20 protein-coding genes and 1 riboswitch are annotated in these 21,862 nt (G+C 55.0%); of the genes, 10 read left to right on the top strand and 10 right to left on the bottom strand.

Annotated features, from left to right (window positions below; all coding sequences use genetic code 11):
• Positions 1–64: 64 nt before the first annotated feature.
• Both hutH and hutP read right to left on the bottom strand, forming a co-directional pair.
• Positions 65–1,579 (bottom strand): histidine ammonia-lyase, encoded by a 1,515-nt coding sequence (gene hutH / locus BRO54_RS11755; protein ID WP_074044055.1) that lies wholly within the window; start codon positions 1,577–1,579, stop codon positions 65–67.
• Between the two features lie 120 nt (positions 1,580–1,699).
• Positions 1,700–2,146 (bottom strand): hut operon transcriptional regulator HutP, encoded by a 447-nt coding sequence (gene hutP / locus BRO54_RS11750; protein WP_074044054.1) that lies wholly within the window; start codon positions 2,144–2,146, stop codon positions 1,700–1,702.
• 274 nt (positions 2,147–2,420) lie between these two features.
• On the opposite strand from hutP, the gene BRO54_RS11745 reads away from it, so the two are divergent.
• From BRO54_RS11745 to BRO54_RS11700, 10 genes are all read left to right on the top strand, one after another.
• The gene (locus BRO54_RS11745) at positions 2,421–3,266 is read left to right on the top strand and encodes an SPFH domain-containing protein (protein ID WP_074044053.1); all 846 of its coding nucleotides are present in this window, start codon (positions 2,421–2,423) and stop codon (positions 3,264–3,266) included.
• 15 nt (positions 3,267–3,281) lie between these two features.
• On the top strand, positions 3,282–3,461 hold the full coding sequence (locus BRO54_RS11740; RefSeq protein WP_074044052.1) for a type II toxin-antitoxin system antitoxin: 180 nt from the start codon (positions 3,282–3,284) through the stop codon (positions 3,459–3,461).
• A 95-nt stretch (positions 3,462–3,556) separates the two neighbouring features.
• Positions 3,557–3,817 (top strand): hypothetical protein, encoded by a 261-nt coding sequence (locus BRO54_RS11735; RefSeq protein ID WP_074044051.1) that lies wholly within the window; start codon positions 3,557–3,559, stop codon positions 3,815–3,817.
• 29 nt (positions 3,818–3,846) lie between these two features.
• Positions 3,847–4,872 carry an XdhC family protein gene (locus BRO54_RS11730; protein ID WP_074044050.1) on the top strand — a complete coding sequence of 342 codons (1,026 nt, stop codon included), beginning with the start codon at positions 3,847–3,849 and terminating at the stop codon, positions 4,870–4,872.
• A complete protein-coding gene (gene pucB / locus BRO54_RS11725) occupies positions 4,869–5,507 on the top strand; it encodes a xanthine dehydrogenase accessory protein PucB (RefSeq protein WP_074044049.1) in 639 nt (212 codons plus the stop codon). Before BRO54_RS11730 ends, pucB begins: the two co-directional genes overlap by 4 nt.
• The gene (locus tag BRO54_RS11720) at positions 5,494–7,821 is read left to right on the top strand and encodes a xanthine dehydrogenase family protein molybdopterin-binding subunit (protein WP_074044048.1); all 2,328 of its coding nucleotides are present in this window, start codon (positions 5,494–5,496) and stop codon (positions 7,819–7,821) included. Before pucB ends, BRO54_RS11720 begins: the two co-directional genes overlap by 14 nt.
• Positions 7,808–8,650, top strand: a complete 843-nt coding sequence (locus tag BRO54_RS11715) for an FAD binding domain-containing protein (protein WP_074044047.1) — start codon at positions 7,808–7,810, stop codon at positions 8,648–8,650. Before BRO54_RS11720 ends, BRO54_RS11715 begins: the two co-directional genes overlap by 14 nt.
• A 21-nt stretch (positions 8,651–8,671) precedes the next feature.
• A complete protein-coding gene (locus BRO54_RS11710) occupies positions 8,672–9,157 on the top strand; it encodes a (2Fe-2S)-binding protein (RefSeq protein ID WP_074044046.1) in 486 nt (161 codons plus the stop codon).
• A 170-nt stretch (positions 9,158–9,327) separates the two neighbouring features.
• Positions 9,328–9,756 carry a MerR family transcriptional regulator gene (locus BRO54_RS11705; protein ID WP_074044045.1) on the top strand — a complete coding sequence of 143 codons (429 nt, stop codon included), beginning with the start codon at positions 9,328–9,330 and terminating at the stop codon, positions 9,754–9,756.
• A complete protein-coding gene (locus BRO54_RS11700; RefSeq protein WP_074044044.1) occupies positions 9,756–10,919 on the top strand; it encodes an MFS transporter in 1,164 nt (387 codons plus the stop codon). The genes BRO54_RS11705 and BRO54_RS11700 overlap by 1 nt, the downstream gene beginning before the upstream one ends.
• 201 nt (positions 10,920–11,120) lie before the next feature.
• Here the strand turns inward: BRO54_RS11700 and BRO54_RS11695 are convergent, their stop codons facing one another.
• From BRO54_RS11695 to BRO54_RS11660, 8 genes are all read right to left on the bottom strand, one after another.
• Positions 11,121–12,278 (bottom strand): saccharopine dehydrogenase family protein, encoded by a 1,158-nt coding sequence (locus BRO54_RS11695; protein ID WP_074044043.1) that lies wholly within the window; start codon positions 12,276–12,278, stop codon positions 11,121–11,123.
• A 143-nt stretch (positions 12,279–12,421) separates the two neighbouring features.
• Complete coding sequence (locus BRO54_RS11690) at positions 12,422–13,903, bottom strand: aldehyde dehydrogenase family protein (RefSeq protein WP_074044042.1); 1,482 nt, start codon at positions 13,901–13,903, stop codon at positions 12,422–12,424.
• Between the two features lie 70 nt (positions 13,904–13,973).
• Positions 13,974–15,629 (bottom strand): thiamine pyrophosphate-binding protein, encoded by a 1,656-nt coding sequence (locus BRO54_RS11685; RefSeq protein WP_074044041.1) that lies wholly within the window; start codon positions 15,627–15,629, stop codon positions 13,974–13,976.
• Positions 15,626–16,804 (bottom strand): aminotransferase class I/II-fold pyridoxal phosphate-dependent enzyme, encoded by a 1,179-nt coding sequence (locus tag BRO54_RS11680; protein ID WP_139268065.1) that lies wholly within the window; start codon positions 16,802–16,804, stop codon positions 15,626–15,628. Before BRO54_RS11680 ends, BRO54_RS11685 begins: the two co-directional genes overlap by 4 nt.
• A 602-nt stretch (positions 16,805–17,406) precedes the next feature.
• Positions 17,407–19,095 (bottom strand): phosphomethylpyrimidine synthase ThiC, encoded by a 1,689-nt coding sequence (thiC, locus tag BRO54_RS11675; RefSeq protein WP_074044039.1) that lies wholly within the window; start codon positions 19,093–19,095, stop codon positions 17,407–17,409.
• A 170-nt stretch (positions 19,096–19,265) separates the two neighbouring features.
• Positions 19,266–19,379, bottom strand: a riboswitch (TPP riboswitch).
• Positions 19,380–19,514: 135 nt separating this feature from the next.
• Positions 19,515–20,768, bottom strand: coding sequence for a methyl-accepting chemotaxis protein (locus BRO54_RS11670; protein WP_074044038.1), 1,254 nt, complete (start codon positions 20,766–20,768; stop codon positions 19,515–19,517).
• A gap of 35 nt (positions 20,769–20,803) precedes the next feature.
• Positions 20,804–20,944, bottom strand: coding sequence for a hypothetical protein (locus BRO54_RS19845; RefSeq protein ID WP_161496652.1), 141 nt, complete (start codon positions 20,942–20,944; stop codon positions 20,804–20,806).
• 337 nt (positions 20,945–21,281) lie between these two features.
• Positions 21,282–21,695, bottom strand: coding sequence for an RDD family protein (locus BRO54_RS11660; RefSeq protein WP_013522922.1), 414 nt, complete (start codon positions 21,693–21,695; stop codon positions 21,282–21,284).
• Positions 21,696–21,862: the final 167 nt, after the last annotated feature.

Below are 21,862 nucleotides of genomic sequence, written 5' to 3'. Positions count from 1 at the left end.
ACCATTTTTTCAAACACCTATCCTTGAACGCTCTCCACCTACGCCCATCATGCTTTGCCCTTCTCTAAGCTTTCGTTTCATCGCGGAGGAAGTGATGTTTTGCCCTTTCGCTCAACCACGCCGCCACCGCTTCAATGTCATCGGAAAAGACGCGGTCAGCTGTAATGGAGGAAACAATGCGGCGCGCCTCGTGGTAAAACTGCCTCGTTGACGGGGCCATTCGCTCGATGCCGCGCGCTTCGACAGCCTGCAAAGCGCAAATGAGCTCAATCACCAGCACTTTTCTTGCGTTTTGCACGATCATGTACGCATGGCGGGCGGCGGTCGTTCCCATGCTGACGTGATCCTCTTGGTTCGCTGAAGACGGAATCGAATCGACGCTGGCTGGGTGAGCGAGCGTCTTGTTTTCCGACACGAGCGAAGCGGCGACATATTGCATAATCATCGCCCCAGACTGCAAGCCGGGCTGTGGGCTTAAAAACGGCGGCAAGCCTTCGCTAAGCTGCGGATTGACAAGCCGTTCGATGCGGCGTTCGCTGATGTTGGCCAGCTCCGCCACCGCAATTTTCAACAAATCCATGGCGATCGCAACGGGCTGGCCGTGAAAGTTGCCGCCAGAGAGCACCGTCCCGTCCGTAAAAATAAGCGGATTGTCCGTAGCAGCGTTCATTTCGATTTCAAGCGTTTCCTTCACATAACGAAGCGCCCTAAGCGACGCTCCGTGTACTTGCGGGAGGCAGCGGATGGAGTAGGCGTCTTGCACGCGCCGCTCCCCTTGCCTTGTTGTGAGTTGGCTGCCATCTAAATAGCGGCGCAGCCGTTCCGCCACCTCCGCCTGCTCCTGAAACCCGCGGACTGCGTGGATGCGGGCGTCAAACGCGTCCACAATGCCATAAAGCGCCTCAATCGTCAGCGCCGCGATCCGTTCACTGTCATACACCAGTTGTTCCGCCTCTAAGTAAGCAAGGGCTCCGACGGCCGTCATCACCTGCGTTCCGTTAATAAGCGCCAGCCCTTCTTTTTCCTGAAGGGAAAGCGGTGAAATCCCCGCTTGTGAAAGCGCTTGGGCGGCAGGCATCCGCCGCCCTTCGTACATCGCCTCCCCCTCACCGGCAAGCGCCAGCGCCAAATGGGCAAGCGGCGCTAAATCGCCGCTGGCGCCAAGGGAACCTTGCTGCGGCACGATCGGATGGATGCCGGCGTTCAAAAACGCGAGCAGCTGCTCAATCACCGCCGGCCGCACGCCGGAATACCCTTTCAACAACGCATTCGCCCGCAAAAGAAGCATCGCCCGCACAACATCTTCGGCAAATGGCTCGCCGACGGCACAGGCGTGCGAGCGGAGAAGGTTGATTTGCAACTGCTCAAGATCGCTTCCGCCAATGCGCACATCGGCGAGTTTGCCAAAGCCCGTATTCACGCCATAGATCGTCCGTCCACTGGAAATCGCTTGTTCCACTGCCGCGCGGCTTTTCTCGACAGCCCTCATGCTTTCCTCAGCGGCCTCCACCCGCTCCCGCTCATAGACAACACGTCTTACCTCATCGATCGTCAATGTATGCCCAGTCAATACGATCATCATTCCATCTCCCTTCGTTTGTTTTCCCAATCGAACGCCTGGGCAAACAAAAAAGGAGGCGCCCTGCCATATGGCAGCATTCGCCTCCTCATGACTCATCGCCCTAGGCATTGATCGCTCCTATATATGATTGATTCCGAGCCCGACCGCCTCGTGCTCGAGCCCACGCACCGGAGCGCCGATCGTCCCGTACAACGCAACGGCGATCCATTCCCCTTCGTTCAGTTGTTCATACGGCATACCGCGCACCACGGCAAAACGAAGGCCAGCGGTTCTCAACAAATCTCCCAGCTCTACCTGCCCTCTCGTCACGCCATGCACTGCCTCTAAAATCGCATGGTATAAGGCGTGCATCTCACGGTACAAGCCACCGTCAACCACTCCATGCCGTTTCGCCGCCGTCTCAATCGCCGCGACGATTTTTTGCGGCTCCATCGCCCCGACCCGCCCTTGACAATAGCGCCAGGCGAGCGCCTCGAGCTGGTTGAGGACCGGGTCTTCCTCTCCTTCGTCAAGCATCGCCAGCAACAATGCCAGCCGGCCGATGCGCGCTTGTCGTGTTTCCATTGCTTCTACACACCTATTGATCTTTTTTTCTATTGTATGATGACAATGAAAGCGATGTCAATTATGAATTTCCATTTTTTTAGTACATTAAAACATTAACAGGCTGAACGATCGCCCTTTATGTTTCTGGATGGAAAATAGTTAGAAACATCCGCCTCGTGGCGAACTATGGACGAATCCATCTTCTCTTTATTAACATGATCAATCCTGGTTTCCATTTTTTGATTATATGATATCATATAAATATCAAACTGACATTGTTAGGGGGATAGGTATGAGAGAACAAGAAGCATGGCGTATGGATGGATTTATCGGCATCGGATGTATGGCCCTTTTCGTTATTGCTGGTTTTGTCAGCCTCATTCAAGTGCAGCTCTTATTGGCCGTTTTCTGCTTCGTTCTTGCCGTCCTCTTGGCGACTGGCATCACGATCGTTCAGCCGAATCAAGCGAAAGTGCTCACCTTTTTCGGCCGCTATTTCGGCACGATTCGCGACAGCGGGCTGTTTTTCACCGTGCCGCTCACCGTTCGAAAGAAAGTTTCGCTGCGCGTGCGCAACTTCACGAGCAACAAGTTGAAAGTGAACGATGTTCAAGGCAATCCAATTGAAATTGCCGCCGTCGTCGTCTTTCGCGTCATTGATTCAGCCAAGGCGGTGTTTGACGTTGATGATTACGAACAGTTTGTCGAAATTCAAAGCGAAGCGGCCATCCGCCATGTGGCGACGAAATATCCATACGATACGTTTGAGGATGATAACGAAATCACGTTGCGCGGCAACGCGGATGTCATTTCCGATGTGCTTGCCGCGGAACTGCAAGAGCGGCTGCGCGTCGCCGGGGTCGAAGTGATCGAAGCGCGCCTCACCCACTTGGCCTACTCGCCGGAAATTGCGGGCGCCATGTTGCAGCGCCAACAAGCAGCCGCCATTTTGGCCGCCCGGAAAAAAATCGTGGAAGGCGCCGTCTCCATGGCGCAAATGGCGATTGAACAGCTTGACAAAGAAAATATTTTAGAGTTAGATGATGAACGGAAGGCCGCAATGGTGAACAACTTGATGGTCGCGATCGTCTCCGAGCGCACCACCCAGCCGGTCATCAACGCCGGCAGTCTATATTAACGGTTGTGGAGTGCGATGGCAAAGAAAAAACAATTTCCCCTGCGCATTGACCATGAATTATATGCCGCGCTCGAACAATGGGCGCAAGATGAATTCCGCAGCGTCAATGCCCATATCGAGTTTTTGCTGCGGGAGGCAGCGAAGCGGGCCGGACGGCTCGGAAAAGGAAAAACAGATCAAAAACAAGGAAGCTAGCCGATGACGGCTGGCTTCTTTCCTTTTTCAGTCATGGTCATTTGTTACAGAAATATAATGATAGCAGAGCCTTTTTCAAAAAGGGGGACGAACCGATGCCGCATCCGCTGCCGCCGCTTACGGCCATTGCGAAAGTTGATGCATCATCCCACCGCGCTTTCAACAGCTCGGCCATCTTTGGCGTAACGGGCAGTGTCAAAAGTTCTATAGAAAACTCCACTGTGCATCGCAGGGGATCCTCGAAGACGGATTCACCCTTGACCAACACCCGCCAAAGGTGCGAAAGGGACGTCAAGGGCGACGAAAACAAAAAAGGAGGCAATAGGAAAGCCATCCTTAGTACTTTCCAAATTTAACCTTTTCGCAACGCATAAGGAGGATCGGCATGGAAAGCTACTTTCCAGTGCTTGAGACCATCGCCGTCACACCGTGCGATGGCGTGCTCGCCATCATCATCGAGGTGGAAGGCTCGGCATACCAAAAAGAAGGGACGTACATGTGGATCGGCGACGATAGTGGGACGGTCGGCCTGCTTAGCGGCGGCTGCCTCGAAGAAGCGGTGGCGGCCTACGCGCGTGACGTATTGGCCAGCCGCCAGGCAGCCGCCGTCTCGTTTGATTTGCGGACCGAGGACGATTTGTCGTGGGGGCAGGGTGCTGGCTGCAACGGCCTCATCCATGTTTGGCTTGAGCCGGTGACGGGGGACACAAAACCGGTCTGGCTGGCGCTCAAACGCTGCCTTGAACACGGCGAGCATGTTCTGATGGCACGCAGCCTCTCAAACCGAAACGAACCGCCGTTTTTCCAAAGCGAAACCGGAGAGCGCTTTGGCAGCGGCCGGATGCCGAGACCGGAATGGAGTGAATGGCTTCGCGATGCGCCGCTTTTCAGGGGATGGAATGGATGGTATAAGGCAGATGGGGAGGCGTTTTACGTTCAGCACTTTTGGCCAAAGCCGCGCCTTGTCATCTTCGGCGCCGGACCGGACGCGCCGCCGCTCGTCTCAGCAGCCAAAGCGGCGGGATTTTCCGTTACCGTGAGCGATTGGCGCCCAGCGTTTTGCCACCCATCCCACGTGCCGGACGCCGACGCCTTAGTCATTGGCTTTCCGCATGAAACCGTTCCGCGGCTTCACCTGAATGAGCGCGACTTTGTCATCATCATGACCCATCAGTTTGAACGCGACCGCGAACTCGTTTCCTTGTTAGCCGACATGCCACTCGCTTATCTCGGTGTGCTCGGTCCGCGGCGGCGCACTGACCGCCTCTTTCCTTCCGGCTCGACGCCTCCATTTGTCCGTTCGCCGGTAGGGCTTTCCATCGGCGCACGCGGTCCGTATGAGATCGCCGTTAGCATCACCGCCGAATTGATCAGCGTCCTTCGCGGGCGATCAACGGAGAGAGTATCATGAATTGCCCAACCATCGCTGGCATTTATTTGGCTGCTGGAGAAAGCCGGCGGATGGGAACGGATAAACGCGCTTTGCCTTGGGGAGAAAGCACGCTTGGCGCCGCCGGCCTTCAGGCCGCGCTCCGTTCGCGCCTCACTCCCATCATCGTCGTCGTGCCGCCGGCTGACCCACTCGTTTGGCTTCCCACCGAGCTTCGGGATCATGAAAAATGCCGCTTCGTCCGCTGTGTTGACCATCGCCGCGGACAGGCGCACTCGCTTGCCTGCGGCCTGCAGAAAGCGCTCGCTAGCGGGGCGGACGCCGCTGTCGTATTGTTGGCCGACCAACCGTTTGTCACTGCGGACGTAATCAATGCGCTTGCCGACCTTTACCGCCGCCACCGCCCTGATTACGTCGCCTTCGCCTGCTTCGGCACGCCGATGCCCCCAGTCATTTTTGGAAAACAAATGTTTCCTGCCTTGCTTGCTCTAAGGGGCGATGCAGGCGGGCGCACGCTGTTTCACCATCCCCGTTGGCGCGGCCTCTTGTATGAAGGCGATGAAACGATCGGCATCGACATTGACACGAAAGATGATTATAAGCATGCCGTCATGGATCGAGAAGAAAAGGAGGGACGCCCCCGTGGCCGTCGGTAAAAGCATCATCCGCAAAGAGGCGTGGGATAAAGTGACCGGCCGGGCGAAATATACGAACGATTTCAAAGAACAGGGGATGCTTCATGCCGTCCTGGTGACAAGCCCATACGCCCATGCGCGCATCCTCTCACTGGATGCACGCCGCGCGCTCGCCGCCCCCGGTGTCCATGCTGTTGTGACCGGCGAAGGGCTTCCACTCACCGGTGAAGACATGCGCGATCGCCCGCCGATCGCCGTCGACAAAGTGCGCTACTATGGCGAAGTCGTCGCCGTCGTCGTCGCCGATACGCTCGCGCAAGCCGAACAAGCGGCCCGCCTCGTCCGCGTCGTTTACGAACCGCTTCCAGCCGTCGGTTCGCCGAGTGAGGCGTTGAAAGAAGGCGCTCCATTACTGCATGAACATCTCGACCGCTATGAAAAAAACAAAACGACTCATCCTGAGCCCGGAACAAATGTCGCCCACCGGACGAAAATCCGAAAAGGCAACATCGAACAAGGGTTTGCTGAAAGTGACGTCATCGTCGAAACGAGCGTATCGTTCGCCCCTTCCGACCATATCGCGATGGAAACACGCTGCGCCACGGCGGAAATTTGGCCGGACGGCACGATCCATATTTCCGCCTCCTCACAGTCACCGTTTATGATCAAGAAGTTGCTTCATACGTATTTTGGCGAAGAAACCGGCAAAATCATCGTCCATACGCCGCTTGTCGGCGGCGCCTACGGAGGAAAAGCGCCCGTCCAGCTTGAGCTGCTCGCCTACCTTGCCTCCAAAGCGGTCGGCGGCCGAAAAGTAAGCGTCTGGAACAGCCGCGAGCATGACATGATCACTTCGCCCGTCCATATCGGTTTGGAGGCAACCGTCAAAATCGGCGCGACAAAAGAGGGCTTGTTCAAGGCCATGGAAATCTTATTTCTATTTGACGGCGGGGCTTATTCCGACAAGGCGATCGATGTCAGCCGCGCCGCGGCCGTCGATTGCACCGGCCCGTACCATGTCGAAAACGTCTTTTGTGATTCATTGTGCGTCTACACGAATCGCCCATACGCGACGCCGTTCCGCAGTTTTGGCCATTGCGAACAGGCATTTGCCGTGGAGCGGGCCATCGATGAATTGGCACGAACGCTTCAACTTGACCCATGGGAGGTGCGGCGCAAAAATGCCATCCTCCCGGGGCATACGACCCCAACGCAAGTGCGGCTCACCAAAAGCAACGTCGGCAACATGCCAGCCTGCCTCGACCGGCTGCGCGAGCTGATGCGTTGGGACGAGTGGCAGCGCGTGGAATTGGACGCCTATACGGTAAGAGCAAAGGGAATCAGCGGCGGCTGGAAAACATCGACGATCGACACAGATGCCAGCTCGGGCGTCATCTTAACGTTCAACTCCGACGGCAGCGTCAACGTCATCTCCGGCGTTGTCGAAATCGGAACCGGAACGAAAACGGTGCTCGCGCAAATCGTCGCCGAACGACTGAAGATGGACGTGGATGATGTTCATGTCAAAATGGATATTGATACGCAAACAACACCAGAACATTGGAAAACAGTCGCCAGCCGCGGGACGTTTATGGCCGGACGTGCGGCGCTTGCCGCTGCCGATGACGCCATCCGTCAGTTAAAAGACATCGCCGCCTGCGTCTTGCGGGCCTCGCCGGACGATTTGGAAGTCGGTTTCGGGCGCGTCTTTTTGCGCGATGACCCGGCCATCTTTCTTCCGATCAAAGACATCGCCTATGGCTACAAGTTTCCGAACGGCAACGCCATCGGCGGGCAAGTGATCGGGCGCGGCCACTACATTTTGCGCCACTTGACCCCGCTTGACCCAGAGACCGGCGCCGGCAAACCGGGCCCGGAATGGGGTGTATGTGCGGAAGGAGTGGAAATTGAGTTCAACCGCCGCGACTACACGTATCGCATTGTCAAAGCTTATGCGGTCATTGACGCCGGCAAAGTGCTCAACCCAAAGGCAGCGCTTGGCCAGGCGATGGGGGCGATGAGCATGGGGCTAAGCTTTGCCAGCCGCGAAGGGTTTCTTTTTGACAAAGAACAACGCGTCTTAAACCCGCAGCTGCGCACATACCGGCCGATCCGCTTCGGCGAACATCCAGAGTACATCGTTGAGTTTGTCGAAACTCCGCAAATCGATGCCCCATACGGTGCTCGCGGCATCGGCGAACATGGCTTGATCGGCATGCCCGCCGCCTTGGCAAACGCCTTGTCGCTCGCTGCCGGCGTGCCGCTCAATGAACTGCCGCTTGTGCCTGAACTCATTTGGCGGAAACAGAAAGGAGACTCCTATGGTTCCGTTTGACTTTGCCTACTACCGGCCTCAATCGATCGCCGAAGCGACAGCGCTGTTTACGGCGCTCGAGCGGGACGGAAAACGACCGCTCTACTACGGCGGCGGCACGGAGATCATCACGTTGTCTCGTTTGAACCTTGTCCGCACCGCCGCCGTCATTGATATAAAAGCGATCCCTGAATGTCGGACACTTGATGTCGGCAATGATTCTCTCGTGCTCGGAGCAGCGCTCTCGCTCACTGAACTTGAGGAAGCAAACCTGTTCCCATTACTAACAAAGGCGGCGAGAGAAGTGGCCGACCGGACAGCGCGCAACCAAATTACGCTCGGCGGCAACATCTGCGGGCAAATTTTTTACCGTGAGACCGCACTGCCGCTATTCGTCGCCGAGGCGGATGTCATCATCGCCGGACCATACGGCATTCGGCAATGCCGCTTCAACGATTGGTTCCATCAACAGTTGCAGCTCGGCCGCGGTGAATTTGTCGTCCAGTTCAAGGTTGATCGTGCCGCCACCGCCCTGCCCCACTTTCACCGCAAGCGCCGCAAGCAAGGGGAAGTCGGCTACCCGCTTGTGACGATTGCAGCGCTGAAAAAAGACGGGACGGTTCGCGTTGCCCTAAGCGGCGTCTGTCCGTTCCCGTTCCGCTCCGCTGAAGTCGAGGCGCATGTAAATGACCGGAGCCGCCCAGTTGGTGAACGAATCCAAGCAGCGGTTGACGCCTTCCCGCGCCCGATTTTGCACGATATTGAAGGCTCGGCGGACTACCGGCTGTTCGTGGCCGCCCAGCTGCTTGAAGATATGCTTCGTGAGCTCGGAGACGGAGAAACCGTCTAAACAGGAGGTGAGCATGCGGACATGGAGGAAACGACAAAGCGGGAGCTTGTGCTGCACGTTAATGGAGAACGAAGATCGATCGTCGCTCGCCAAGCCGAAACGCTGCTGTTTGTTTTGCGCGATGGGCTGGGGCTGACCGGGGCCAAGCCAGGCTGTTTGAACGGCGACTGCGGCGCCTGCACCGTCTTAGTCGACGGCACGCCAATCAAATCGTGCATGATGCTCGCTATTGAGACAGTCGGCAAAGAAATCACCACGATCGAAGGGCTTGATGATGCCCCCATTCAGCACGCCTTCGTCCGCCACTTCTCCTTTCAGTGCGGCTATTGCACTCCTGGATTCATTATGAACGCCCACGCACTCATCGAGCGGCACCCAAACGCCGATGAGGCGGCGATTCAAGAATGGCTGGAGTCGAATATTTGCCGCTGCACAAGCTATCAAGAAATTGAAGCGGCGGTCAAAGAAGTGCTCGAAGCCAAAAAAGCAGCACCAACAGATCCTTGACGAGCAATGGATATCCCGAACCCAATCGGGATATTCTTTTTTTGATGCGGTATACATATTGTGTTTTTCTTCCATTCTAAATACCTATTGACAAAAATATAACGTTAACGTTAATGTTATGTTTGTAAAACAGATCGTTCACCGTGATCACGGGAAAGCGAGGGGCCCAGATGGAACGATTCAAAATCGATGACGTCGCCAGAGCGACCGGTTTGACGAAGCGGACGATCCGCTATTACGAAGAAATCGGTTTGATCAAGCCGCCGGCGCGCAGCGAAGGCGGCACGCGCCTTTATACAGCCGAGGACATCGAACGGCTGAAAAACATCGTTGCCGCGCGCGAGGTGCTCGGCTTTTCCTTGCAGGAGCTGCAACATTTTTTGGCGCTGAAAGAAAAAATTGAGGCGCATCGGACGGAATACCGACATGCCGCCGCTGGCAGCGAAAAATGGCGCGAACTGGAACAAATCGGCGCTGGGTTGCGTCGGCAAATCGCCATGCTTGAAGAGAAAATGAAGAAAATGACCATGCTTAAGCAAGAGCTGGAACAAATGGCAGAGCGGGTAGACGCCATCTTGCAAGAGAGGAGAGAGGAATAGTGGAGGAAGGAAAACAAACGAGGGCGCGATGGATCACCGTCGCCGCCGCCTTCTTGGCGTTTATGGGCATCGGGGTTGTCGACCCAATTTTGCCCGTCATCGCTGAAAGCATCGGCGCCACCCATTGGCAAGTAGAGATGTTGTTTACCGCCTACATTTTTACGATGGCTGTCATGATGATCCCGGTCGGCCTTGTCGTCAGCCGCGTCGGTGATAAACGAATGATGGTCATCGGGCTTGGCCTCGTCACGATTTTCTCGTTATTATGCGGATTTGCCCGTGACATTCCCCAACTGTCGATCTTCCGCGCCGGCTGGGGATTGGGCAACGCCACGTTTTTTGCCACCGCGATGACGCTGTTGATGGCGTTGACGCCGAAAGCAAGCACAGCGGTCGGCCTGTATGAAGCGGCGATCGGTCTCGGCATGGCCGGCGGCCCGCTCGTAGGCGGACTGCTCGGCCAACATTCGTGGCGCTATCCGTTTCTTGGCACGAGCGTGCTCATTTTCATCGCCTTTTTGCTTGTGGCCTGCTTCGTCTACGATCCGAACAAAGGAAAAACAAAAAAAGCGGCCGGATTGCAAGAAATGCGCCGCTTGCTTACTTTTCCGCCGTTTGTCAAAGGCGCGGTCGGCGGAATGCTGTACTATTACGGCTTTTTCGTCGTCTTGGCGTACTCTCCTTTGATCATCAAGCTATCGGCCATGCAAATCGGATTTGTCTTTTTCGTTTGGGGGCTCTGCCTTGCCTACGGATCGGCGGTGTTGGCCCATCGGCTTGAAGAAAAATACGAACCGAAACAAATTTTGCCATACAGTCTGCTATTGTTCGCCATCTTGCTTCTCCTTCTAGTCGTTTCCGAGCCGACATGGCTGATGGTCGCCCTCATTATTTTGTCCGGGTTGATCTCCGGACTCAACAACGCTTTGTTTACAAGCTATGTGATGGAAACATCGCCGTATGAGCGCGGGATAACGTCCGGCACGTACAACTTCGTCCGCTGGCTCGGGGCGGCCGTCGCTCCGGTGCTGTCCGGCGTCATCGGCCATGCCATTTCCGCGAAAGCGCCGTTTATGGTGGCCATGGCGCTGGCGTTCATTTCCTTCCTGTTCCTTGCCTGGCGCAAGCGGGAGACTTCGGCAACCAAAACGGCGCAACCGTGAAAAGCAGGCGACAACGGCAGTTTCGCGTCCAAAATCGGAAAACGCCCGTCTCCGTCTGGAACGGGCGTTGTTCACAACTCGCTTTCCGGCCGCGGCAATTTTGAGCATGCTGCGGTGGCGTTGTCTGCTCCGCACGCAACGGCGAGACATTGCCCTTTTTCACGAAACTGCTTCCATCCTCCTGCTTATGGCACCGCCTTTTCAGCCATGAACCGTCCGCTTCTCGCTGATGATGACGCCGCGTTTTTTCATCTCGTCCATATACACATCCCCCGGAACGATTTGCTCTGGCGGATAGACGCCGCGCTTTGTGATCACCCCGCGGCCGATGAGCTGAGCGACAGCGGAAATTGTGTAAGCCGTCGTGCGCGCCATCGCCGTCACCTTGTTTTCGCGGTCATTGAACGTGACGGTTTCGTATTCAAGCACCGTTTCCTTTCCATCTTTCCGACCGCCGACGATGACCCGAAGCAACACCACATCATCTTTTCCTTTCAAATCAAGCAGCGGCTTCAGGACGGAAAGCAGCACATCACGCGGCTTGACTCTGCATCCATTGATCTCAACTTCCACATCGTTGCGCGTCAAGTTCAAATCGACAAGCAGCTTGCATTTTTCCGCATGGCCGCGGTAGCGGATCGTTTTGTACTCAAGCCGTTTCAAGTTCGGAAACGAACGCGAGAGCGTCGACGTCCCGCCTGAGGTGTGAAACGCTTCAAGCGGCCCGAACCGGTCGAAATAAATCGGCTCGACTTCCGAAAGGGACGGCACTTCTTGTTTTTGGCCGTTGCGGATGATCAAGGCCGGATCGGTGTAATGGTCAAGCAGCCCCTCAAGCGAAAACACATGGTTGTACTCCAGCGGCGGTTCGGGGCGGACGGGAATGCCGCCAACATACAGCAAAATGGATTCTACCTCATCGAGTTGGCTCGCCCCATAGCCGGATAAAATGTTGATCATTCCGGGTGCGACGCCAAGGTCGGGGATGATGGTCACCCCAGCGGCTTGGGCTTGTTCATGCAGCTCAAGCACCCGGTCGGTGATATGGCCGATATGGCCGCCTAAATCGACAGAATGGACGCCAGCTGCAATGGCCGTTTTCGCTACCGCTTCGTTAAACTGGTAAAACAAGGCGTTGACCACCACATCGTGCCCTTTCATGAAAGACGACAGCTGCTGTTGATCGCTGGCATCCACCCGCACAGCGGCAAGCTTTTTGAAATGAAGCTGCCGCACCGTCTGCTCTGCCTTGGCCAAATCGACATCCGCCAACGTCACCGCCTCAACGTCTTGGCTTTGCACTAAATCGCGCGCTGCTTCTTTGCCCATCAGCCCCGCTCCAAGCACGAGCACTTTCATCGTTCTTTCCCCCTCTGTCACCGATTCTTTGCCATACGCTCACATGACAGCCGCTTTTTTCACATCTTTGCCGCGGCCGCTGCTTCGATTCACGATATACTTCGCTTCTCTTTTGCCGGCCATGTTGCAGGCGACAGCCCGGTTCAATCATCGGTATCGATTTGCGCCCGTTGCAGCTTCCCACTGAAATCGACATAAATGCTCCGCCATTCGGTGAATACGTCAAGCGCAGCGACGCCGGAGTCCCGGTGGCCGTTGCCCGTCCCTTTCGTGCCGCCAAACGGCAAATGAATTTCCGCTCCCGTTGTGCCGGCGTTGACATACACGATGCCGGTGTCCAAATCGCGCATCGCTCGGAATACATTGTTGACATCGCGTGTGAAAATGGCACTTGACAGCCCATAATCGACGCTATTGTTGACGGCGATCGCTTCGTCCAAACTGCGGACGGAAATGATCGACACGACCGGGCCGAAAATTTCTTCGCGGGCGATGCGCATATTCGGCGTGACATCGGTGAAAATCGTCGGCGCGTAATAAAAGCCGCGCGCATAGTCGCCCTCGCGCAATATATAGCCGCCCACAAGCAGTTTCGCCCCTTCTTCTACGCCAATGCGCACGTAGCGGTCAATTTTTTGCAGCGCCTCTTCATGGATGACGGGTCCGACTTTGACCGTTTCATCCAACCCGTTGCCGATTTTCAATGTTTTCACTGCTTCAAGCAGACGCCGCTCAAGCTCCTGTTTCACCCGCTCATGGACGATGACCCGGCTGCACGCCGTGCACCGCTGCCCCGACGTGCCGAACGCACTCCAGATGATGCCGTCAACCGCCAATGTCAAATCCGCATCATCCATCACAATGACGGCGTTTTTTCCTCCCATTTCAAGCGACACCTTTTTCAACAGCCGTCCGCATTTTTCCGCAATCATCCGCCCGACTTCATTCGATCCGGTAAATGAGATGACCTTGACATCAGGATGTTCGACGAGCGCATTGCCGACTGTCGGCCCGTCACCGTGGACAACATGAAACACTCCCGGCGGCAAGCCCGCTTCTTCAAAAATGCGGGCTAATTCCTGCGCCATGATCGGTGTCTCGGGCGCTGGCTTCCACACGACCGCATTGCCGGCAACAATGGCCGGAAACGACTTCCAAGTGGCGATGGCAATGGGGAAATTCCATGGAGTGATGATGCCGACAACCCCCACCGGCACGCGGACGCTCATCGCAAACTTGTCTTTCAGCTCAGACGGCGTCGTATCGCCGAACAGCCGCCGCCCTTCCCCCGCCATATAAAACGCCATATCAATGCCTTCCTGCACTTCGCCGCGCGCTTCCTCGATCACCTTGCCCATTTCCATCGTCAACAGCCGTGCCAATTGTTCTTTCCGCTCCTTTAGCAGCATGCCGACTCGATATAAAACTTCCGCGCGTTTCGGCGCCGGCACGAGCGCCCACTGTTTTTGCGCTTCTTTGGCTGCCTGAACGGCCTCATCAATATCGTTTGGCCCGGACATCGCCACCTCGGCAATCGTTTCCCCCGTCGCCGGATTGATCACCGGCGCAAATTGCCCGGTGCTTGGCTCCTTCCATTCTCCATTGATATAGTTTTGGATTTTCACTGTATACTCCCCCCATTTTTCTAGATGATTTATTGAGATAATTTATACATTGAACGCCGAGCGATGATCGTCAGGACTTCCTCTTGGCCCGCAAGTCTTGGATCGTTGCCGCCACCGAAATGTGGTTCGGATCGGTCAACACTTCAATCACCGTCGGCTTCTTGGCTTCAAGCGCCAACAGAAGCGCTTCCGTGAACTGTTGTTCCGTCTGCACTTGGAATCCGCAGCTGTTCAAGCATTCTGCCAACCGGGCAAACGACACGCGGCCTAAATCGGTGCCGATGACCCGCCCCGGAAACTGCAATTCTTGATGCATGCGGATGGTGCCGTACATATGATTGTTAAACACAATGCTGATGATCGGAATATCGTATCGAGCGGCCGTTTCCAACTCCTGCACCGTCATCATAAAGCCGCCATCCCCGGATAAAGAAACGACGGTCCGGTCGGGAAAGGCCAGTTTCGCGCCAATGGCGGCCGGCATGCCATATCCCATCGCTCCTGACGTCGGGCCGATGTACGTGTGCCCATCCCCAAACGGGAAAAAAGCATGGAGCCAACCGGCGAAATTCCCCGCATCGTTCGTAATGACCGCATTTTTTGGCAAATGGTGACCTAAACTCGCCATGACCGCTTCATGGAGAGTTCGTTTTTCAAGCGGCAGCGCGGCCGTTTGTTCGTACCGTTTCCTCCGTTCAGCCGCCCATTCCTGCCAAGACGGCTGCACCGCGAGATCGAGCAAACGGGACAGCACTTCCTGACAGTCAGCCCAAACCGCGAGATCCGGTGCATACACTTTTCCGAATCCATCGCTGTCAATATCGATGTGAATCAGCGTCTGCGTTGGAGATAGCAAACGGTAATCTTGCGTCGTCACTTCCGACAGCCGCGTCCCCAACGCCATCACCACATCGGCCTGCTCAGCCGTTTCCATGACCTCTTTCGGCGTCCCTAGGCCTAGGTGCCCGACATAGCACGGATGGTTGTGGGGAAACACATCATGCCTCCGGAACGCCGCCATGACTGGAAGTGCATACTTTTCCGCCCATAAGCGCAGCAACTGCTCCGCTCCCGACCATTTGACGCCGCCGCCAGCAATCACGAGCGGCCGTTTGGCGCGCTTCAGAATCTCTTCAATGTGCTGTATATCTTCTTGCCTTGGTGCCGGCTTCGGCACATCGGTCTCGGCTATCACTGCTTCCGCTATCGTTTTGGAAAAGACATCTTCTGGCAGTGAAACGACGACGGGGCCGGGCCGCCCTGTTTTCGCGGTGCGAAACGCCCTTTGCACCAGCTCTGGCACCCGCTCGGCTTCGCGAATTTCGACCGCCCATTTGGCGATCGGACGAAAAAACGCTTCCATATCGACTTCCTGAAATCCTTCACGCCCTAGGAAGCGGCTGTTCACTTGCCCCAAAAACACGACCATCGGAGTGGAATCTTGCCTCGCGGTATGGACGCCAATCGCCAAATTCGCTCCGCCAACCGCCCTTGTAGCCAGCACGACGCCGCACTTTTGCGACGCTTTCGCATACCCTTCCGCCATAAAGGAAGCACCCCCTTCATGGCGGGCGGAGATGAACTCGATGGATGGCTCATCATAGATGGCATCAAGGAGGGGCAAATAACTTTCCCCCGGCACACCAAACACATAACGGATTTGTTCCTGTTTGAAACATTCGACGATGGCTTGAGCCACCGTGATGTGACGCATCGTTCGCTTCATGGCGCCGATTCCTCCCAATTCACTTGCTTCCATCGTTCAACGGCTTGCTCTAGACGCTCGAGCGGCGCTGACAGCGATACGCGGACATATCCTTCCCCTGCGGGTCCAAACGCTGTTCCCGGTGTGACGATGACTCCCGCTTCTTCGAGCAGTTTGGCGGCAAATCGTTCGGATGAGTATCCGTCATAGACCGGGATCCACAAGAAAAAGGTCGCTTTCGGCCGCTGCACGTCGATGCCCAGTTCTCGGAGTTTCTCGACCATCCTATTCATGCGTTGTTCATAAATGCGGCTATTTTCTCGAATAAACGTCTGTCCGTTCATCAAAGCGGCCACCGCCGCCTTCTGGATCGGAATAAACTGGCACGTATCCGTGTTGCTCTTGATCACCGAAAGCGCTCGAATCATGTCCCGGTTTCCGACCACGTATCCGATGCGGCAGCCGGCCATGTTATAGCTTTTGGACAACGATCCAAATTCCACCGCCACTTCCTTTGCCCCGTCCACCTGCAAAATGCTCGGCGCTTGAAAACCGGCAAACGTCACGAACGAGTAGGCCGCATCATGAGCAATGAACATCCGGTGCCGACGGGCAAGTGAAACGGCTTCGGCCAATACATCCAAATCGACAGCGGCGGCCGTCGGATTGCTCGGATAATTGAGAAACATGATTTTCGCTTGGTCATAAACGGACGAGGGAAGCGCATCAAACCGAGGAATATAACCATGTTGCGCATCGAGCGGCAGCGATCGGCTCTGGCCGCGGGCAAAATGGACGGCCGTCCGGTAGACAGGATAGCCCGGATCAGGCACTAAGGCGAGCTCGCCGGGATTGAGAACGGCTTGCAGCAAATGGACGATTCCTTCTTTCGAGCCGATTAACGCCAACACCTCGGTCTCCGGATCGAGCTTGACGCCATATTCCCGTTCATAAAAACGCGCGACCGCTTCCCGATACTCCCTGCAGCCGCCATACGGCGAATACGTATAGTGTTCTGGCGCATCGAGCGCTTCTTTCAACGCTTCGATGACAAAGGAAGGGGGCGGCAAATCTGGGGCGCCGATCCCCAAATCAATGACATCGACCCCTCTTTGGAGCAGTTCTTCTTTTTTCTTCTGGAATCGGGAGAACAAATATGGCGGCATCGTCTGCACAATATCGGAAAATGTGTTCAATCCCATCCCTCCTCATGGCCCTTCGTTTCAGTTTATGCGCGCGCCCATCGCCCTCATGCCCGTTTCACGTTCAAGAAGCAGCCTATAATACCAATGGCTTTCTCACATCAAGATATCATCAAAATCTTTTTTCTCGAAAAGCGGTCGATGCAGGAGAAGTGGTTGTTTTTTCACTAAGCCGCTAGAAAGACGCGATCAACCTTCTGAAACCCGGCCCCTTTCGCCATAAAAAGAAGCGGCCGGCATCATCCACGGTTCGATGACGCAACTGGCCGCTGTCTATGGAAGCGAAGCGCCGGCGAAGACGTCGCGATAGACTGCGCAGTTTTCCTTTCATAATTATTCTATGACTAGAAATTTGTACCTTATAAAATTATCATAATCAATAAAAAATTATTTGTAAATATACTTTTATAAATTTTTAGAAAAATAATACACCAACAATGAACCGCATCGATTTGCAGGACAAACAAGAGGGGCGATGAACGTTCGCCCCCCTCCGTTGCTTCGATCAGCACCGAGCGTTTTCCAGCTCATGCTTTTTCCGTTGATCGAACTTCCCTATCCTCTCCGCCGTTTCGAGCATCGCAGCCCGCCTCTTGTCATTGATACAGCGACGACCCTTGCTGAATAAATTGTTTCGCTTTTTCTTTCATCCCTTCCTCTTTGATTTTCCGCTGCAGTTCATGCGAAATGTTCATTGAGCAAAATTTCGGCCCGCACATCGAGCAAAAATGGGCCGTTTTCGCCGCTTCAGCTGGCAATGTTTCATCATGGTATTCGCGGGCCCGCTCCGGATCGAGGGATAAATTGAACTGATCGTTCCAGCGAAATTCAAAGCGTGCTTTCGAGAGCGCATCGTCGCGCTGCTGGGCGGCTGGATGCCCTTTTGCCAGATCAGCCGCATGGGCGGCGATTTTATAGGCCACGACCCCGGCGCGTACGTCCTCTTTATTTGGCAACCCTAAATGTTCTTTTGGCGTCACGTAACAAAGCATCGCCGTTCCATAAGCGCCGATGATCGCGGCGCCAATCGCTGACGTAATATGGTCATACCCGGGCGCGATGTCGGTGACAAGCGGCCCTAACGTATAAAACGGCGCTCCATGACAAATTTCCTGTTCCCGCTCGACATTTTCGCGAATTTTATGCATCGGAATGTGCCCCGGCCCTTCGATCATCACCTGCACATCATGCTTCCAGGCGATTTTCGTCAGCTCGCCGAGCGTCTTGAGTTCCGCAAACTGCGCCTCATCGTTCGCATCGGCGATGGAGCCGGGGCGCAAGCCGTCGCCAAGGGAGATCGCGACATCGTATTGTTTCAAAATCTCGCAGATTTCTTCAAAATGCGTATACAAAAAGTTTTCTTCATGGTGGGCCAAACACCATTGGGCGATGATCGAGCCGCCACGCGAGACAATTCCGGTCGTCCGGTTGGCGGTGAGCGGAATGTAATGAAGCCGCACACCGGCGTGGATCGTCATGTAGTCGACTCCTTGTTCAGCCTGCTCGATGAGCGTCTCGCGGTACACGTCCCATGTCAGCTTCTCCGGCACCCCTCCTACCTTTTCGAGCGCCTGATAAATCGGCACCGTTCCCACCGGGACCGGCGAATTGCGGATGATGTACTCGCGCGTTTCATGAATGTGTTTGCCGGTCGATAAATCCATGACCGTATCGGCGCCCCAACGCACCGCCCAAAGCAATTTTTCCACTTCGTCTTCAATCGATGAAGAAACAGCCGAGTTGCCGATATTGGCATTAATTTTCACATGGAAACGACGGCCGATGATCATCGGTTCGCTCTCTGGATGGTTAATATTGGCCGGAATAATGGCCCGACCAGCGGCGACTTCTTGGCGGACAATTTCTGGATCGATTTGTTCACGAATTGCGACAAACTCCATTTCTGGCGTAATGATCCCCCGTTTGGCGTAATGCATTTGTGTCACTGTTTTTCCGGGCTTTGCCCTCAATGGACGGCGCACAAACGGAAGCGAACGTTGGATCGCAACAGAAGACCGCTCCATTTCCTCCACATCGCCGCGCTCGACAATCCAGCGGCGGCGAAGAGGAGGCAAGCCTTTCTCCACGTCCGGTTCAAAATCGGGATCCGTATACGGGCCCGTCGTATCGTAGACACGCACCGGTTTGTTTTCCACCATTCCTTGCGGCGTTTTCGTTGGCGACAAAGCAATTTCTCTCATCGGCACGCGCACATCCGGGCGCGACCCTTCGATGTACACTTTGCGGCTTTCCGGAAACGACATAAACGAGCGGATGTTTTCCATGCGTGGCTTCCCCTTTCAACATAAAATATGAAAGATCAGATCTGAAGCCACACCGTCTGAAGCGGGGCAAACACGAGAATAGGCGATGGCGGCCGATTCAAAATAAAAACAGGTTCCGACACCGGAACCTGATCGAAGGCAAAAGGCCAAATGAACAAGACACGTCCATCTGTTCCCGCTGCCTGCTTCCCTACGCTGGCATGACCCAGATCAGGTTCAAAGGGTCAAAGAACTTCATCGCGTTCTTTTCTCAGCCCGGCTCTCGGACTCCCCTAGCAGATAAGCGTATAACAATGATGACTGACTTTTTTTATTTTATCAGACAATTGGCAAAGATGCAAACCATTTTATTCCAAACGTTGACTCCCACACGTCGTTTGAAAGCCCCTCTTTCTCGGAGAAAGCGTCCTTTTCCTCACTCACACAGAAAATTTCTTCAGCATTGCCCGCATCTCGTCCGCCATCTGACCGAGCGATGTCGACGAAGAGGCGATTTCCTCGACGGAAGCCATTTGTTCCTGCGTCGCTGCCGATACGTTGGCCGCACCGGACGCTGACTGTTCGACAATATTGGTCATCTGTTGGAGTGCGTCGTTCACTTGACGAGCATGCTCCGTCATTTGCTCGATGGCGGACGATACTTGCCCAATTTGTTCGCTCACTTGGCCGACCTCCTCGCGAATATGGGCAAATGATTGGCCGCATGCCGCCGCAACGTTCAATCCTTTCACCACTTCGGCGATCACCTGTTCGGCGGACGCAACCGCCCGCTTCGTTTCTTCTTGAATATAGCCGATCAGCTCGGAAATTTGTTGCGCTGAGCGCGCTGATTGTTCTGCGAGCTTCCGCACTTCATCCGCGACAACCGCAAACCCTTTCCCTTGCTCGCCGGCGCGCGCCGCTTCGATCGCCGCATTGAGCGCCAACAAATTCGTCTGCGACGCAATGCCGGTGATCGCTTCCGTAATCTGTCCAATCTCGTTGGAGCGCTCCCCAAGCCCTTTCACCACCTGGCCGAGCGTTTGCACATGATCGTAAATGAACTGCATTTGCTCGGACATTTGTCCGATTGACTGCTTGCCGTCCTCTGCTTTCGCCGACGTTTTCTCGGCGCGGTGCGCCACATCTTTCGTATGGCAAGCGACGTCGCTCAATGTTTGGGAAATATCATGCACGGACGCGGCGGTGGTGCGGACAGCATCGGCCTGCTCCTCCGCACTTGCCGCAAGCGTTTCCATCGTTGTCGCAATTTGCTCTGTCGCTTTCGTCGTCTGTTCGGCGACGGCGGCAAGCTGCTGAGAATATTGCGCTACTTCTTCGGCATGATGTTGGATTTGCCCCATCACACTTTGCCAAGCGTCTGCCATATCGTTTAACGACGCCGCAATCGGCCGCAGCTGCTGCACGCGATCAAGCGGTACGCGCACCGTCAAATCTCCGCCTGTCATCTTGCCTAAATGTTCGTTAATAACGGCAATCGGGGCAACAAACCGTCGATAGTTGAGCGTTGCCGAAACGAAGCCGAGCATCGCGCCAAACAGCACCGTAGCAACAAGCGTCCACCAAAATGCCGTCCCGCGAATGCCGTTGACCAGGCATGTGGCCATGCCGATCGCCGCTGTGCCAGGAATGACAACGAACATTGTGCGAATGATATAAGCGCTTAACGACAATCCATTCTCCTCCCTTTTTCTATCATCAAAAAACTTTATACTACTACTATAGCATTGACATATTCGTCAACGTGCATTGGTTTTCCTTCTTTAGCGCCCAGCCATCCTTCGTGCGCGTTGGCGACATTGTATTGTTCCGCTGCGCCGGCGCCTACGGCTGGGACATTTCCCATCATGATTTTTTAACCTAATTTCCGAAAGAAGTCTCCCACCTCAAGGAATGTGCAGGGCGTAGCCCAATGAGTAGGTGGGAGATGAATTTCGGTTGGCAATCGCCAATGAATATGATAGTCTATGGTTAGAACGGACACCTTCGGAACGAAGGGAAGCGTAAAGGGTTCTTGTGTGTGGCTTACCGTTCGGCGAACACGCACAAGTCGCTTGAAGCCCCCACCTCTGAGCGAAGCGTAGGTGGTGGGTAGTTCACGCCATCCGCATCCGGAATTTATTTGCCTCAAATCGTCGATGTAAAAACAGCGGGCCTCCACTCGGAAGCCCGCCTTTTTCCATTGTTTACACCGTCGGTTTTTCCGTTGTCACATACGTCCCAGCGATAAAATCGTGAATCGACCGTTTGTCTTCTCTTGCGGCTACCATAATCGCACTAATAATGAGACCTATGCCAAACGTGATAAAGTATACGAGTCCGCCAACGAACGAGCGCAAAAACATCGTGCCGATGCCGACTTTTCCGCCGTTGACTTTCGCAATCCGGATGCCAAGCATCCGCTTGCCGACCGTATATCCGTACCAGACAGCCGGAACGATCAACGCGTAAAGGATGTTCGCTAATGACGTAAACCAGTTCGTTTCCCAACTGCCAGTGATGAAATAGCCGATGATCGAAATCGGAATGCCAACGACAATAGCATCCAACAAGTTAGCCAACAGCCGCTTCCAAAATCCAGCCGGATTTGTCACCGCCATATGCCTTCCCTCCTGTTGCCTTTTCTATATTGTATTCGCAATCAACAGCTTGACACTCCACACGCCTAAAGGCGTAGGATTCTTGGGTCGTTCGCGTCCTCATCCATTTCTGGTTTGGACAACGCCCAAGTTCGGGGGTGTGTCATCACCCCGTCCCATCGGGTTAG

The sequence above is a fragment of the Geobacillus proteiniphilus genome (assembly GCF_001908025.1).
In the GTDB taxonomy this organism is placed as follows: domain Bacteria; phylum Bacillota; class Bacilli; order Bacillales; family Anoxybacillaceae; genus Geobacillus; species Geobacillus proteiniphilus.
Note: the sequence above shows the minus strand (reverse complement) of the source record. Positions and strands in the feature narration are given on the sequence as shown.

Coding starts and splice junctions, on each gene's coding strand:
- BRO54_RS11715 (WP_074044047.1), top strand. CDS start 7,808: ATGGTTCCGTTTGACTTTGCCTACTACCGGCCTCAATCGATCGCCGAA.
- BRO54_RS11740 (WP_074044052.1), top strand. CDS start 3,282: ATGGCAAAGAAAAAACAATTTCCCCTGCGCATTGACCATGAATTATAT.
- BRO54_RS11705 (WP_074044045.1), top strand. CDS start 9,328: ATGGAACGATTCAAAATCGATGACGTCGCCAGAGCGACCGGTTTGACG.
- BRO54_RS11660 (WP_013522922.1), bottom strand. CDS start 21,695: ATGGCGGTGACAAATCCGGCTGGATTTTGGAAGCGGCTGTTGGCTAAC.
- pucB (WP_074044049.1), top strand. CDS start 4,869: ATGAATTGCCCAACCATCGCTGGCATTTATTTGGCTGCTGGAGAAAGC.
- BRO54_RS11710 (WP_074044046.1), top strand. CDS start 8,672: ATGGAGGAAACGACAAAGCGGGAGCTTGTGCTGCACGTTAATGGAGAA.
- hutP (WP_074044054.1), bottom strand. CDS start 2,146: ATGGAAACACGACAAGCGCGCATCGGCCGGCTGGCATTGTTGCTGGCG.
- hutH (WP_074044055.1), bottom strand. CDS start 1,579: ATGATCGTATTGACTGGGCATACATTGACGATCGATGAGGTAAGACGT.
- BRO54_RS19845 (WP_161496652.1), bottom strand. CDS start 20,944: ATGATGGGAAATGTCCCAGCCGTAGGCGCCGGCGCAGCGGAACAATAC.
- BRO54_RS11735 (WP_074044051.1), top strand. CDS start 3,557: ATGCCGCATCCGCTGCCGCCGCTTACGGCCATTGCGAAAGTTGATGCA.
- BRO54_RS11730 (WP_074044050.1), top strand. CDS start 3,847: ATGGAAAGCTACTTTCCAGTGCTTGAGACCATCGCCGTCACACCGTGC.
- BRO54_RS11695 (WP_074044043.1), bottom strand. CDS start 12,278: ATGAAAGTGCTCGTGCTTGGAGCGGGGCTGATGGGCAAAGAAGCAGCG.
- BRO54_RS11685 (WP_074044041.1), bottom strand. CDS start 15,629: ATGAAGCGAACGATGCGTCACATCACGGTGGCTCAAGCCATCGTCGAA.
- BRO54_RS11745 (WP_074044053.1), top strand. CDS start 2,421: ATGAGAGAACAAGAAGCATGGCGTATGGATGGATTTATCGGCATCGGA.
- thiC (WP_074044039.1), bottom strand. CDS start 19,095: ATGGAAAACATCCGCTCGTTTATGTCGTTTCCGGAAAGCCGCAAAGTG.